Annotated in this window: 13 protein-coding genes and 1 pseudogene; 6 read left to right on the forward strand and 8 right to left on the reverse strand. The window is 65.6% G+C overall.

Going from position 1 to position 13467, the window contains the following annotated elements:
• Together RMO25_RS09225 and ribA are read left to right on the forward strand one after the other, a co-directional pair.
• Positions 1-335: pseudogene (locus RMO25_RS09225) on the forward strand (exodeoxyribonuclease III); the annotation flags it as partial.
• Positions 332-1384: a GTP cyclohydrolase II gene (ribA, locus tag RMO25_RS09230; RefSeq protein ID WP_309662311.1), complete on the forward strand. Its 1053-nt coding sequence runs from the start codon at positions 332-334 to the stop codon at positions 1382-1384. The pseudogene RMO25_RS09225 and the gene ribA, both read left to right, overlap by 4 nt.
• Here ribA and RMO25_RS09235 read toward each other — a convergent pair.
• Genes RMO25_RS09235 through RMO25_RS09245 form a run of 3 tightly spaced genes read right to left on the reverse strand, consistent with a single transcriptional unit; the run spans position 1376 to position 3435 of the window.
• Entirely contained in the window at positions 1376-2038 is a 663-nt protein-coding gene (locus RMO25_RS09235) for an HAD family phosphatase (RefSeq protein WP_309662312.1), read from the reverse strand. The two genes, ribA and RMO25_RS09235, sit on opposite strands and share 9 nt — an antisense overlap.
• 8 nt (positions 2039-2046) lie before the next feature.
• The gene (locus tag RMO25_RS09240) at positions 2047-2703 is read right to left on the reverse strand and encodes a YggS family pyridoxal phosphate-dependent enzyme (RefSeq protein WP_309662313.1); all 657 of its coding nucleotides are present in this window, start codon (positions 2701-2703) and stop codon (positions 2047-2049) included.
• A 33-nt stretch (positions 2704-2736) separates the two neighbouring features.
• Entirely contained in the window at positions 2737-3435 is a 699-nt protein-coding gene (locus RMO25_RS09245) for a porin (protein ID WP_309662358.1), read from the reverse strand.
• 210 nt (positions 3436-3645) lie between these two features.
• Here RMO25_RS09245 and RMO25_RS09250 point away from each other — a divergent pair, with 210 nt between their 5' ends.
• The 4 genes from RMO25_RS09250 to holA are packed head-to-tail and all read left to right on the forward strand — an operon-like array spanning position 3646 to position 8149.
• Positions 3646-4080, forward strand: a complete 435-nt coding sequence (locus RMO25_RS09250; RefSeq protein WP_309662314.1) for a DUF3576 domain-containing protein — start codon at positions 3646-3648, stop codon at positions 4078-4080.
• A 27-nt stretch (positions 4081-4107) separates the two neighbouring features.
• Positions 4108-6630, forward strand: coding sequence for a leucine--tRNA ligase (gene leuS, locus RMO25_RS09255; protein ID WP_309662315.1), 2523 nt, complete (start codon positions 4108-4110; stop codon positions 6628-6630).
• Positions 6627-7130 (forward strand): LPS assembly lipoprotein LptE, encoded by a 504-nt coding sequence (gene lptE, locus RMO25_RS09260; RefSeq protein WP_309662316.1) that lies wholly within the window; start codon positions 6627-6629, stop codon positions 7128-7130. Before leuS ends, lptE begins: the two co-directional genes overlap by 4 nt.
• Positions 7127-8149, forward strand: a complete 1023-nt coding sequence (gene holA, locus RMO25_RS09265; protein ID WP_309662317.1) for a DNA polymerase III subunit delta — start codon at positions 7127-7129, stop codon at positions 8147-8149. The genes lptE and holA overlap by 4 nt, the downstream gene beginning before the upstream one ends.
• 3 nt (positions 8150-8152) lie before the next feature.
• Here the strand turns inward: holA and RMO25_RS09270 are convergent, their stop codons facing one another.
• The 5 genes from RMO25_RS09270 to mnmE form a co-directional block, all read right to left on the reverse strand.
• Positions 8153-9028 carry a ParB/RepB/Spo0J family partition protein gene (locus RMO25_RS09270; protein ID WP_309662318.1) on the reverse strand — a complete coding sequence of 292 codons (876 nt, stop codon included), beginning with the start codon at positions 9026-9028 and terminating at the stop codon, positions 8153-8155.
• The gene (locus RMO25_RS09275; protein ID WP_309662319.1) at positions 9025-9807 is read right to left on the reverse strand and encodes a ParA family protein; all 783 of its coding nucleotides are present in this window, start codon (positions 9805-9807) and stop codon (positions 9025-9027) included. Before RMO25_RS09275 ends, RMO25_RS09270 begins: the two co-directional genes overlap by 4 nt.
• Positions 9804-10439: a 16S rRNA (guanine(527)-N(7))-methyltransferase RsmG gene (rsmG, locus tag RMO25_RS09280; RefSeq protein ID WP_309662320.1), complete on the reverse strand. Its 636-nt coding sequence runs from the start codon at positions 10437-10439 to the stop codon at positions 9804-9806. The genes RMO25_RS09275 and rsmG overlap by 4 nt, the downstream gene beginning before the upstream one ends.
• Positions 10436-12115, reverse strand: a complete 1680-nt coding sequence (gene mnmG, locus RMO25_RS09285) for a tRNA uridine-5-carboxymethylaminomethyl(34) synthesis enzyme MnmG (RefSeq protein ID WP_309662321.1) — start codon at positions 12113-12115, stop codon at positions 10436-10438. The genes rsmG and mnmG overlap by 4 nt, the downstream gene beginning before the upstream one ends.
• 63 nt (positions 12116-12178) lie before the next feature.
• On the reverse strand, positions 12179-13462 hold the full coding sequence (gene mnmE / locus RMO25_RS09290) for a tRNA uridine-5-carboxymethylaminomethyl(34) synthesis GTPase MnmE (RefSeq protein ID WP_309662322.1): 1284 nt from the start codon (positions 13460-13462) through the stop codon (positions 12179-12181).
• Positions 13463-13467: the final 5 nt, after the last annotated feature.

A 13467-nucleotide genomic window follows, 5' to 3' on the forward strand; every position in this document is an offset into this window, starting at 1 on the left:
TCGCGCCGCTGGAATGCGACGTGTGGAGCCACAAGGCGCTGATCAACGTCGTTAGCCACACCCCGATCGAGGTGGAGGCGCTGGATCGCCTCCAGCAAGCGCATGACTGGGTGGATATCGGCCGCAAGTTCGTCCCCGCACCCGCGCGTTGCTTCACGTGGTGGAGTTACCGGTCGATGGATTGGACGAAGAACGACCGCGGGCGCCGGCTCGACCATATGTGGGCGTCGCCCTCGCTCGGCGACCAAATCGCCGGCCACCGCGTGCTCGAGCCTTGCCGCGCCTGGCAGCGACCTTCGGACCATGTCCCGTTGATCTGCGAAATCAGCTTTTGAAAGCGGGGAGCACGATCCGGCGCGTGATCGCGGCGCTCAAGGCCGGGCGGCCAGTGCGGATCGAGCATGGCGAGTTCGCCCTGGCGCTGCTTCCGGTCGAGACCGCGACTGAGGAACTGCTGCAAATGCTCGACCCAAAGGGCCAGGCGCCGTTGCTGCTGAGTGGTGCCCGGGCTGCAACGCTGTCGCTGAGCAATGCGCGCGAAGCCGCCGATCCGGGGCGCCCGGTATTGGTTGAACGCTGCGCCTGGCTCGATGCCGATGCAGCACTGGCGCTCGCCGATCCCGGGCAGGATCTCGAGCGGGCGCCAATCGGTCCACTGCGGCCGGATGCGCTGAGCGACGAAGGTCTGGCGCGCGCGGCTCTGGAGCTGGCCAGAGCGGCGGGGCTGCTGCCGGCGGTGTGGCTGCTCGACGCGAGCGTGGCCGCGATCACGATCACAGCCGAAGATTTGGCTGGCCTCACCTCCGATGTCACCTTGGTCGCCCGCGCGCGGCTGCCGCTGGATGACATGCCGGAGACCCAGATCGTCGCTTTCCGCAGCCCCGACGGCGAGGAGCATGTCGCGCTCATCATCGGTGCCTTTGGCGGACAGCCGCCGTTGGTGCGCCTGCACAGCGAATGCCTCACCGGCGACGTGTTCGGATCCTTGAAATGCGATTGCGGGCCGCAATTGAAGGAAGCGCTGCGGCTGATTGGCGCGGCCGGGGGTGGGGTCCTGCTCTACTTGCGCCAGGAAGGCCGCGGAATCGGGCTCGCCAACAAGCTGCGCGCCTACGCCCTCCAGGATCGCGGCCTCGACACTGTCGAGGCCAATGCGCGCCTCGGATTTGCCGACGACGAGCGCGATTACACGCACGCGGCGGCGATGTTGCGCGCGTTGGGGATCGATCGAGTGCGGTTGCTGACCAACAATCCCGCCAAGGCGAACGGGCTCATTACCGCCGGGATTAAGGTGGTCGAACGGGTCGCGCATCACATGCCCGCCAACCCCCACAACGCCGACTATCTCGCCGTCAAGCGTGCCAAGAGCGGGCACCTAGCCTAGGTTGAGCAGCCGGCTGACGTCGTCGAAGCTGTGGGCAATGTCGCGTACTCCGAGCGACCGCAGCCGTTCCTCGTGACCGGGAAGACAATGCGAGCCGGCGACCAGCCCAATCACCCGCGCGCCCGATGCCAGCGCACCCGTCGCCCCGACCGCCGAATCTTCGATAATCGTGCAGCCGGCGATCACCACGCCCAACTGGGCGGCGACATAGAGATACAAATCCGGGGCGGGCTTGCCGCGATCGACATGCTCGCGGCCGCTGTAGATGTGATCGCCGAACACGTCCGCCAGACCGAGATTGTCGAGGTGCGTACGGACCCAATGGACTGTGCTTGAGGACGCGACCGCCTTGGGCCACGCCGGCGGCAGCGAGCGGAGGAACGCAATTGCTCCTGCAACCGCCGGCACGCCGTCGCGCAGGGCGCGCTCATCCTCGGCCGCGCGGCGCGCGTGAAACTCCGCCGGCAGCCTGGCGCCGACCGTCCCCTCGACCGCCGCGATGAAGTCGCCGCCGCTAAGGCCGGTAAAATGGGTGAGCGCCTCGTCGGTCGTGGTCGGGTGACCCAGGGCAGTCAGCAACTCGGCGAGATGACGGTTGCCCTCATATTCGCTTTCGATAAGGACGCCGTCGAAATCGATGATTAGCGCTGGCAACGGAAAGCTCAGTCTTCGAACAGCGCGCTGCCGACGCGGACCGCAGTGGCGCCGAGCTTCACCGCCGCTTGGTAATCCGCCGACATGCCCATGCTGAGCCCGGTGACGCCATGACGCCGCGCAATTTCGGCAAGCAGCGCGAAAAACGGTGCCGGCTCAACGTCTTGCGGGGGTATGGCCATCAACCCGGCAAGCCGCAGCGGCGATTCCCGCACCGCGGCGACCAGTTCGCCGACCTCGCCGATCGCGCTTCCGCCCTTCTGCGCCTCGTCACCGATATTGACCTGGATGTAAACGGCAGGCGCCCGATTTTGGTTGCCAGCCTCTTTGACCAAAGCAGTTAACAGCGAGGCGCGGTCGAGCGAGTGAATCACGTCGAACATACCCACCACCTCGGCGGCTTTGTTGGATTGCAACCGGCCGATAAAGTGCAAAGCGACGCCTGGATGAGCCTCCAGGATTGGCGGCCATTTGGCGAGCGCTTCCTGGACCCGGCTTTCGCCGAAATCGCGTTGCCCGGCGGCGATCAGCGCTTCGATTTCCGCGGCGCTGCGGGTCTTGCTCACCGCGATCAGGGTCGCGTCGCCGGGATCGCGCTGGGCATGCTTGGCCGCGCTGGCAATTTCGGCTTGAACTCGGTGGAGTCGATCGGCGGCGGCACTCATCGCACCGGGCCATAGCTTAAAATGATCGCTGGATCAGAACTTGAATGCAGTGCCGACGTAGACGGCCTGGCTGTCACGCCGCTCGTCCTTCAACGCCGCCAGCCGCTCATGATCGATGCGATAACGGACGCCGCCGGTCAGGGCGATGTGGTTGGTCAGCGAGTAAGCCCCGCCGACATCGAACGAATAATTATCGGCCTTGCGCAGCGCCGCCAGCGCGCGTCCGTCGCCGCGATCGGCGCCGGCGGCGACGCGGGCGGTAAAGCGCTTCAAGGAATAGCTCACGCCCAGTGCCGCACTCTCGCGCCCGCCCAGTGCCGAATTGGCGTCTTTGACCTTGGCGACATCGCCGGACATCGCGAACTGGCGCCAGCCGACCGCCACGCCAAGATTGTAACTGGCTGGGGTCAGCGCACTGGCAGTCAGCGCAGAAGCGTCGGCGACGTCGGAACCAGTTTCGGCGCGCGCGCGAATCGCGACGCGGACTTGCGACGGCCGTCCCTTGGCTGCCGCTGGGGTAAATTTGAAATCGCTCAGGGAACCGGTGCGTCCGGCAAATGCGGCTGCGAGGCGCGGGTCGGCATTGGCCGGAGTGAAGGTCGCAATGGGGTCGAAACTGACGGCAATGATGGGGGGCCGCTTCTTGGCCTCACCCGCGGCGAAGGCCGGAGTCAGCACGAGTCCAGCCGCGGCAAGCGCCGCGACCAGCTTGACTGAAATTGACCGACCCATGGTATGCACGTCTGGTGAACTCCCTGTTCACGACTCGATATAGCTATCCGAGGCTCAACGTTCCATGACTCGAAACGATTCACAAGCTCCCTGTGGCCGAGGAACAACAATGTCGGCCCGATGCGGGACAAGCTTGCGGAGCAACTGGCAGTATCTATAAGCCCAATCGACAGCCCCTCGCTACCCGGCCCTTTGCTTCAAGGAACACCGATGCCCCGCCTGCACCTCTCTGCCGCCGCGCTGACCATTCTCCTGCTCGCCACGCCAGGTTGCACCAGGAACCGCGATATTCCGTCCCAGCTAGCGCCGTCGCGAACCACGTCGATCGGGGTCAATAGCTATTTGTGGCGCGCGTCGATCGACACGGTGTCGTTCGCCCCGTTGCTCCAGGCGGACTCGAACGGCGGGGTTATCGTCACCGACTGGTACACCAGCCCCAATTCGCCCGGCGAGCGAGTTAAGCTTACCGTCTCCATCCTCGACCAGGACTTGCGGGCCGATGCATTGCGCGTTGCCGCCTCGCGCCAGGTCAACCGCGGGGGCACATGGGTCGACGCGCCGGTGGCCGCGGCGACCGTGCAGAAGCTGGAAGACATCATCCTGACCCGCGCCCGCGATCTTCGCCGCACCGCCGTCGGCGGTTAGGCCTTACGCGATGATGGCCCCCAAGCAATGACGGGCCGCTTCGACCCGGCGGCTGCCGAGCGGCGCTGGCAGGCACGGTGGGACGAGCAGCTCAGCTTCGTCGCCGACAGCCAGAGCGCCAAGCCCAAGACCTATGTGCTCGAGATGTTCCCCTACCCGTCGGGGCGTATCCACATGGGGCATGTCCGCAACTATACGATGGGCGACGTCATCGCCCGCTTCCGCCGGATGCAAGGGCACGAAGTCCTGCACCCGATGGGCTGGGACGCGTTTGGGATGCCGGCCGAAAATGCCGCGATGGAGCGCAAGGTTCATCCCGGGACGTGGACCCGGGCCAATATCGCGGCCATGCGCGACCAGCTGAAACGCCTCGGCTTCGCGCTCGACTGGAGCCGCGAACTCGCCACATGCGACCCCGATTATTATGGGCACGAGCAAGCGCTGTTCCTCGACCTGTTTGACGCCGGCCTGGTTTATCGCAAGGAGAGCGAGGTCAATTGGGACCCGGTCGACATGACCGTGCTCGCCAACGAGCAGGTGATCGACGGCAAGGGCTGGCGGTCGGGTGCCCCGGTCGAGCGGCGCAAGCTTGCCCAATGGTTCCTGAAGATCACCAACTTTGCCGAGGAACTGCTCGACGGCCTGGCCACGCTCGACCAGTGGCCCGACAAGGTCCGGCTGATGCAGGAGAATTGGATCGGCAAGAGCCGCGGGCTGCAATTCGCGTTCCGGCTGGCCGAGCCGGTGGCGGAGCTGAAAGCGATCGAGGTCTTCACAACCCGGCCGGACACCATCTTCGGCGCCGCGTTTGTCGCCGTCGCCCCCGAACATCCATTGGCGCAGGCCGCAGCCGAGGCAGATCCCGAAGCGCAAACGTTCATAGAGGAATGCCGCGCGGGCGGCACTAGCGCCGCCGAAATCGAGACTGCCGAGAAGAAAGGGTACCGGATTCGCCTCGAAGCCGTCCATCCGCTCGATCCGACATGGAAATTGCCGGTCTACATCGCCAATTTTGTGCTGATGGACTATGGCACCGGCGCGATTTTCGGCGTTCCCGGGCATGACCAACGCGACTTTGAGTTTGCGAAGCAATATCATTTGCCCATCAAGCGAGTCGTCGCGACCAGCCCCCAGGACGCCTCGCTGCCCTTCGCCGGAGAGCCTGAAATCGGCCCCGGAATCGCGGTCAACTCCGATTTCCTCGACGGCCTGACGACCGTCGAAGCGACCGCCGAGGTCATCCGCCGGGCCGAGACCGCGGGTTGGGGCAAGGGAACGACTGCGTGGCGGCTGCGCGACTGGGGCGTGTCGCGCCAGCGGTATTGGGGGACACCGATCCCGATCATCCACTGCCCCGGCTGCGGCGCCGTGCCGGTGCCGCGCGACCAGTTGCCAGTAGTGCTGCCCGAAGACGTGTCGTTCGAGTTGCCCGGCAATCCGCTCGACCGCCACGACGCCTGGCGGCGGGTGCCGTGCCCATCGTGCGGCGGTGCGGCCCTGCGCGAAACCGACACGCTCGACACATTCGTCGATTCCAGCTGGTATTTCATCCGCTTCGCTAGCCAGCCCAAGGATCGGCCGTTCGATCGCGCCGAAGCCGAAGCCTGGCTCCCGGTCGCGCAATATATCGGCGGCGTCGAGCATGCGATCTTGCATCTGCTTTACGCGCGATTCTGGACCCGAGCGCTGCAGCACATCGGTCGAATCAGCATCGCCGAGCCGTTCAAGGGCCTGTTCACCCAAGGCATGGTGACCCACGAAACCTTCCTGTCACCCGATGGCCGCTGGCTGGCTCCCGATGAAGTCGAGGCGCGTGACGGCGGCAAGTTCGTCGAGCGCACAACCGGGGCCCCGGCTCAGCGGGGGCGCGTTGAGAAAATGTCCAAGTCGCGGCGCAACACCGTCGATCCGGAACCAATCGTCGCCAAACATGGCGCCGACGCGGTGCGCTGGTTCATGCTGTCCGACAGCCCGCCAGAGCGCGACCTCGAATGGTCGGAGGCTGGCATCGAGGGTGCAGCCAGGTTCGTCCAGCGTGTCTGGCGGCTGGCCACCGGGCAAACAGGCGGAGACGGACGCGACATTGCACTCGACAAGAAGCTGCACCGCGCCATCGCCGCCACGGGCGACGCGATCGAGGGGTTGCAGTTCAACAAAGCGGTCGCGCAATTGTATGAGTTGGTAAACGCGATCGAAAAGGCCAAGCCATCAGTGAGCCGGGCAGAGGCCGTTCACGCTTTGGTCAAGCTGATTGCACCGATGGCGCCCCACCTCGCCGAGGAAGCCTGGGCCGCGCTGGGCGAGGCAGGCATGATCGTCGAGGCCGCGTGGCCGTCGTTCGATCCGGCGATGCTGGTCGACGACCAAGTGACGATCGCCGTGCAGGTCAACGGCAAGCTGCGCGACACATTGACCGCGCCGCGCGGCCTCGACCGGCCCGCGACCGAAGCGCTGGCCATGACATCGGAGAAGGTCCAGCGACAGCTTGACGGAGCGAGCCCGCGCAAGGTCATTGTCATTCCCGACCGGCTAGTGAATATCGTCCTATGATGCGCCTTACTTCCCTTGCTGCAGCTGCCCTGGCCTTGTCGGCCTGCGGGCTGCAACCGCTCTATGGCGGCGGCTCCAGCAGCAGCGTGGCGACGACGCTGCGCGCGGTTGAAGTGGCGCCGATCGACGGCCAGGTCGGCTGGCTGGTGCACAACAAATTGATGGAACGTCTTGGGCCGAACGGCGGACCGCCGATTTATCGCCTTGAAGTCGAACTCGACGACAGTATCACTGGCTTCGGCATCCGCGGCGACCGCGCCGTGACCCGCGAGCGGCGGACACTGCGCGCGCGCTACCGACTGATCAACGCGCAGAGCGGCGGCGTAGTGCTCGACGCCACCGCCGGATCCGACGCCGGGATCGATGTCGTCAGCTCCGAATATGCGACCGTCGCCGCCGAACAGAGCGCAGTCGAGCGCTTGTCCGACCTGTTGGCCGACCAAATCGTCGCCCGGCTTGGCTTATTCGCGGCGCGCACAGCCCCGGCGACGGGGCGGTGAAAGCGGCCAAAGGCGGCATCGGGCGGGCGCTCGATCAGCCCGATGGGTCGACCCGACTGTACCTGTTTTATGGACCCGACGAAGGGCAATCGCGCAGCCATGGCGAGCGGCGGCTGAAGGCGCTCGGCGCCACCCGGTTTATCGCCAATGCCGGGGCGGTGCGATCGGACCCGGCCTTGCTCGCCGATGAAGCGGGCGCGATGAGCCTGTTCGGTGAGCCGCGCGCGATCTGGGTTGAGCCGGCCGGCGACGAGATCGCCGACGGGGTCGATGCCTTGCTGTCGGCGCCGGCCTCCGAAAGCCCAGTGATCGTCATTGCCGGCGCGCTGCGCAAGACTTCGGCCTTGTTAAAGCTTGCCGAGGCCCACCCGCTGGCGGTCGTCCATGCTTCCTATATTCCCGAAGGGCAGGACGCCGAGCGAATGGTGAGCGGCGTTGGGCGGATGCACGGTCTGCGCATGACCGCATCGGTGGCGGCGCGGATTGCCGATGCGTGCGGCAACGACCAGGCGATCGTCGGCCAGGAGCTTGCCAAGCTGGCGCTCTATGTTGGCGCATCGCCCGAAGCGCCCAAGGAGCTCGACCATGACGCGGTCGATGCGGTCGGCGCCGAAGTGCCCGAGGGCGATTTCCTCAAGCTTGCCGATTTGGCACTGGCCGGCGAGCTGCCGCAGGTTTCGCAGGAGCTTGCGAGGCTTTCCTCCGGGGGCACCGAAGCCATACCGGTGATTCGCGCGCTCCAGCGCCGCTTGTTGATGTTGGCGCCAATGCGCGCCCGGGTCGATTCCGGTGAGCGTTCAGGTGCCGTCATGGCGTCACTAGGCAAGTCGTTATTCTGGAAAGATAAGCCGCTGATCGAGACATTGCTCGGCACCTGGGACGCGCGCGGGCTGGAGACGGTCGCCGAGCGCGCCGGCAAGCTTGAGCGGCAGCTGATGCGCGGCGATGCGCCGCCGCCGGCCGAGGCCTTGGGCGAAGAACTGACGGCGATCGCCCGCCGCGCGTCGCGCCGCCGTTAAGCGCTAAATCGGCTCGCCGGACAGACGCTGGCAGATCATGTCCAGCTGGTCGAGACTGTTGTAGTGCAGCGTCACCGTCCCGCCGGCGCCAGTATGCGCGACCTTGACCGTGATCCCGAGCATGTCGCCCAGCTGCCGCTCGAGCGCCTCCAGATCGGCATCGCCGCGGCGCTCGGTCAGGACCAGCTCCCCGGGCGGCCGCTTGATCTTGCGCGCCCGCGCTTCGGTCTGGCGCACCGACAGGCCCTTGGCGATGACTTCCTTAGCCAGGCTTTCGGGATCGGGCGCGGTGGCGACGGCGCGGGCATGGCCCATGCTGATTTCGCCATGGATCAACATCTCGCGGACGATCTCGGGTAAATCTAGCAAACGCAGCAGGTTGGCGACATGGCTGCGCGATTTGTGGACCAGCCGACCGACGTCGTCCTGGCTGTGGCCGTGCTGGCTGATCAGTTGCCGGAGGCCTTCGGCTTCCTCGATCGCGTTCAAATCCTCGCGCTGGATATTCTCGATAAGCGCGATCTCGGCGGTCGCCGCGTCATCCACATTGCGGACGATCGCGGGAATAGTGTGGAGCTGCGCCCGTTGTGCCGCGCGCCACCGCCGCTCGCCGGCGATGATCTCGAACCCCCCGCCGCTCGGACGCAGCAGGATCGGCTGCAGCACGCCGCGTTTCGCAATGGAATCCGCAAGTTCGTTGATCGCTTCGTCGGCGAACATCAGGCGCGGCTGATGGGGATTGGGCCGGATTCGGGCAATTTCAATCTCGCGGACGCCGCCGCGCGACTCGCTCGACGTCTCGCTGCCTGAGCGGACCGATTCGTCCATCAATGCCGACAGGCCGCGGCCAAGCCCGGAGACCGGACGCTTGCCGGTCATGCCGCTTCAGCGCGTTGCGGCAGACGCGCCATCAGCTCACGCGCCAGGCGGACATAGGCTTCGGACCCGGCGCATTTGAGGTCGTAGATCAAGGCCGGCAGTCCGTGGCTCGGGGCTTCGGACAGGCGGACGTTGCGCGGGATGACGGTTTCGAACACCGCGTTGCCGAGACAAGCGCGGACATCTTCGGCGACGGCCTGCGACAAATTGTTGCGGCGGTCGAACATGGTCAGCGCGACGCCAAGGATCGCAAGCTCGGGATTGAACGCCAGTCGGATCCGCTCGACGGTCTGCAAAAGCTGGCTAAGTCCTTCTAAAGCAAAGAATTCGCACTGCAACGGCACCAGCAAATGACGCGCCGCGACGAGCGCGTTGACGGTCAGCAGGCCCAGCGACGGCGGGCAGTCGATCAGGCAGTTGTCCCAGCGCCCGGGCGGCACTGCGTCGAGCGCCTTGTCGAGCCGATGGGCGCGATCGTCGAGCGCGACCAGCTCAACTTCGGCGCCTGACAAATCGACCGTCGCCGGCAGCAGATCGAGTCGCGGCACGCGGGTCGCGACGACACTGTCGAGGATGGTGGCACCGCCGATCAGCACGTCATAGCTTGAGCGCTCGCGCTGGGCCTGGCCGACGCCGAGCCCGGTCGAGGCATTGCCCTGCGGGTCCATGTCGACCAGCAGCACCTTCCCGCCGATCGCCGCCAGCGCGGTGGTCAAATTGATCGCGGTTGTGGTCTTGCCCACCCCGCCCTTCTGATTGGCGACCACAACGCGGATCATCGGTTCGACTTCGCTCCCACGTTTTTCGCCCTCACCTTGCTCAGCACCAGGATGGTCGCTCGCGGATCGGTGCAACTCGGTTCGCTTCGCACGTCATACTGCCAGCTTCGCTCCGCTTCGGCCAGTTCCGATTTGGCGTTTTTTCCCTTGGGCAGCACCCAAATCGTCTCGTCATGGGCCAGATGGTGCGTGAGCCCAAGCAATCGGCCCAGCGGCGCCACTGCGCGGGCCGTGATGACGTGGAATTGGCCGCGGATATTTTCGATTTTCGTCGGGTGGACCGGCACTCGGGCGGCCAGGCCAAGCGCGTCGACCGTCGCGTTGAGGAATTCGGCACGAAGCCGCCGCGGCTCGACCAGTGTCATCGGCCCCTCGGTTAGCGCGGCGATGACGACACCGGGCAGGCCTGCACCCGAGCCGATGTCCACCCATGACGCTCCCGCGTGCGGCTCCAGGCGCACCAGCTGCGCCGAATCGAGGATGTGTCGCTCCCAGATGTTGTCGAGGGTTGAAGATGAAATCAGGTTCTGGGTGCTACTGGCCGCGTTCAGCAGGTCGATATAGCGCTCGAGAAGGCTGAATGTTTCACGTGAAACAAAGCGGCCGGCGGCGCGCTCCAGCGCCTCGATCATGCCGCGGCGCGACGACTGGCGGCGACGTAGACAGCGGACAGCGCCGCCGGAGTCACGCCATGGATGCGCGACGCCTGATCGAGAGTTTCGGGGTGCGAGGCGGCCAGACGCTCGACCATTTCCGTCGACAGTCCGGGCACCGCCGCATAGTCGAGGTCGCGCGGGATCCACACGGCCGAATCGCGCTGGACCGCGGCCCACTCGCGCTGCTGCCGCTCGACATATGGCGCATAGAGCGCATCGGCGCGGCCTTCGTCCGTCTCCGCCCAGCCAGTCGTGCCGCGCAACTTCAAATGCTCGGCGATCTGGCTACAGCGCCGCGGCGACACGCAATGCGCGCCAAGCGCCGCTTCGCCGAGTCTTGTGGTGGCGTTGTCGGCGCGCAGCGACAAGCGATATTCGGCGCGCGCGGTCATCATCCGATAGGGCTCACTGACCCCTTGAAGGGTGAGATCGTCAATCATTACGCCGATGTAACTGGTGCGGCGATCGAAGCGGACGTTAACCAAATCAAGCGCCTGCGCTGCGGCGTTAAGACCAGCCACCAACCCTTGCGCCGCCGCTTCCTCGTAACCGGTCGTGCCATTGATCTGGCCGGCCAGGAAAAGCCCGGAAATCTCACGTGTTTGCAGGGTTGAGTTGAGACGCCGTGGGTCGACATACTCATATTCGACTGCATAGCCGGGCCGCACGATTTCGACCCGTTCGAGTCCGGCGATGCTGCGCACAAAGTCGCGCTGGACATCAACCGGCAGCGACGTTGAAATGCCATTGGGATAGACGAGAGAGTCAGTCAGGCTCTCGGGCTCGAGGAAGATCTGGTGGCCGTCGCGATCGCCGAAGCGCTTCACCTTATCCTCGATCGACGGGCAATAGCGCGGCCCACGGCCCGCGATGGCGCCGGCGAACAGCGGTGAACGATCAAAATTGGCGCGGATGACATCGTGGGTTTGGTGATTGGTCCGGGCAATTGCGCAACGCAGCTGCGGCGGACGATGGCCATCGTCGATCGCCGACATGGCCCAGGGCTCGGGGTCACTCGGCTGGTCCTCAAGCCGCGCCCAATCGATGGTGCGGCCGTCGAGCCGCGGCGGGGTGCCGGTCTTGAGCCGCCCCTGACCAAGGCCGATTTCGCGCAGCTGCTGCCCGAGTGGCACCGAGGCTTTTTCCTCGCGACGTCCGCCTTTGCTCACTTCTTCGCCGACGAAGATGCGCGCGTCGAGGAAAGTGCCAGTGGCCACGACCAGCGCTTGGCAATCCAACCTCCCAACGCTGGTCTCGACGCCAGTGATTCGTCCACGTTCAATCTGCAAGCGGAGCGCTTCGGCAACAATCACCTCGACGCCGCTCCCGGCGATAAAGTCGGCGATTGCAGCACGATACAGGTGCCGGTCGGCCTGGACTCGTGGCCCCTGGACGGCGGCTCCCTTGCTCCGGTTGAGCATTCGGCGATGGATCGCGGCGCGGTCGGCGGCGCGGGCCATCAGACCGTCGAATACGTCGAGCTCGCGGACCAAATGGCCTTTGCCGACCCCGCCGATCGAAGGGTTGCAAGACATCTGGCCAAGATCTTCCGCGCGGAATGTCAGCAGGCCGACGCGCGCACCGCGCCGTGCCGCCGCAGCGGCCGCCTCGCACCCGGCATGACCCGCACCAATGACAATGACATCGTACATTTGCAGTCCCTACGGGATTCCCGCTTTCGCGGGAATGACCAAGTGGTGTTTCACGTGAAACAGCTATTTTCCGAGGCAAAACCTTGCAAATAAAGCGTCCAGCACGTCTTCGACTCCGGCGCGTCCGGTGAGCCGGTCGAATGCACCGCGCGCCAGGCGAAGGTCTTCCGCCACCGTAACGATATCCTCGGCTTCCGCGGCGCGTGCGAGCGCGGCCTGGGCCTCGGCGAGATGGGTCGCCTGCCGCCGATTGAGCGCCAACGCATCCTCACCCGGCAACAGGGAGGCGGCGAGTTGTCCGACCTGATCGAGCAGGCGGGCAATGCCGTCGCCGGTGCGTGAGGAGACGGGCAACGAATCAGCCGGCGCAGCCGCGCGTTCGGACAAATCAGACTTCGCATGAACGCGGATCACGCGCGCATGCGCCGGAGCCTCGCCCGGGTCGCCCAGCCAGAGCAGGATGTCGGCGCCCTCGATCAGGACGAGCGACCGCTCGACGCCAATGCGTTCGACCAGTTCGTCTGCGGTCCGCAATCCGGCGGTGTCCGTCAGCAGTACTGGGATCCCCGCCACTGCCAACGGTACCTCGATATGGTCGCGGGTCGTGCCTGGAATGTTGGTGACGATGGCGCGTTCTGAACCCGCTATCGCATTGACCAGGCTAGATTTTCCGGAATTCGGTGGGCCAGCGACAACCACTCGGACGCCATCCCGCAGCGGCTCGATCCGGGGCCGCCCAAGCCAGCTATCAAGTATTAATGCTAATGCGCCGCAGTCGTTAGAAAGCGCGCGAACTGCACCTGAGTCATCTTCCTCATCATAATCGATGGCCGCTTCGGCTCTGGCCGCCAAGCCCAGCAGCTGGGCCTGCCACTGCTCGATCTGCCGCTTGAGGCCGCCATTCGCCAACGCCAACGCCGCGCGGCGTTGGCTTTCGGTCTCGGCCTCGATCAAATCGGCGAGCCCTTCGGCTTCGGTCAGGTCAATACACCCGTTCTCCAGCGCCTGGCGGGTAAACTCCCCAGGCAAAGCAAGCCGCAAACCGTCGAGTGACGCCAAGGCGTCAAGCAACGCTTCAGCAACCGCGCGGCCACCATGGATTTGAAATTCCACGACATTCTCGCCGGTCGAGCTGGCCGGGCCATCGAACCGCAGGACCAGGCCGCGATCGAGCAAGGTGCGCTCACGCGGATGCCGAAGCTCGCGCAACGCCGCCTGTCGCGGCCCCGGGAGCTTGCCGCAGAGCGCCTGCCCTGCCTCGTGCGCCTTAGGCCCGCTGACCCGAATCACTCCGATCGCCGCCGGCGGCCGGCCGCTCGCCAAAGCAAAAATGGTCTGGGTGTTCACCAGCC

The sequence above is a fragment of the Sphingomonas sp. genome (assembly GCF_031361285.1).
In the GTDB taxonomy this organism is placed as follows: Bacteria; Pseudomonadota; Alphaproteobacteria; order Sphingomonadales; family Sphingomonadaceae; genus Sphingomicrobium.

Coding starts and splice junctions, on each gene's coding strand:
- RMO25_RS09240 (WP_309662313.1), bottom strand. CDS start 2,703: ATGAGTGCCGCCGCCGATCGACTCCACCGAGTTCAAGCCGAAATTGCC.
- RMO25_RS09245 (WP_309662358.1), bottom strand. CDS start 3,435: ATGGGTCGGTCAATTTCAGTCAAGCTGGTCGCGGCGCTTGCCGCGGCT.
- RMO25_RS09250 (WP_309662314.1), top strand. CDS start 3,646: ATGCCCCGCCTGCACCTCTCTGCCGCCGCGCTGACCATTCTCCTGCTC.
- leuS (WP_309662315.1), top strand. CDS start 4,108: ATGACGGGCCGCTTCGACCCGGCGGCTGCCGAGCGGCGCTGGCAGGCA.
- lptE (WP_309662316.1), top strand. CDS start 6,627: ATGATGCGCCTTACTTCCCTTGCTGCAGCTGCCCTGGCCTTGTCGGCC.
- RMO25_RS09270 (WP_309662318.1), bottom strand. CDS start 9,028: ATGACCGGCAAGCGTCCGGTCTCCGGGCTTGGCCGCGGCCTGTCGGCA.
- RMO25_RS09275 (WP_309662319.1), bottom strand. CDS start 9,807: ATGATCCGCGTTGTGGTCGCCAATCAGAAGGGCGGGGTGGGCAAGACC.
- rsmG (WP_309662320.1), bottom strand. CDS start 10,439: ATGATCGAGGCGCTGGAGCGCGCCGCCGGCCGCTTTGTTTCACGTGAA.
- mnmG (WP_309662321.1), bottom strand. CDS start 12,115: ATGTACGATGTCATTGTCATTGGTGCGGGTCATGCCGGGTGCGAGGCG.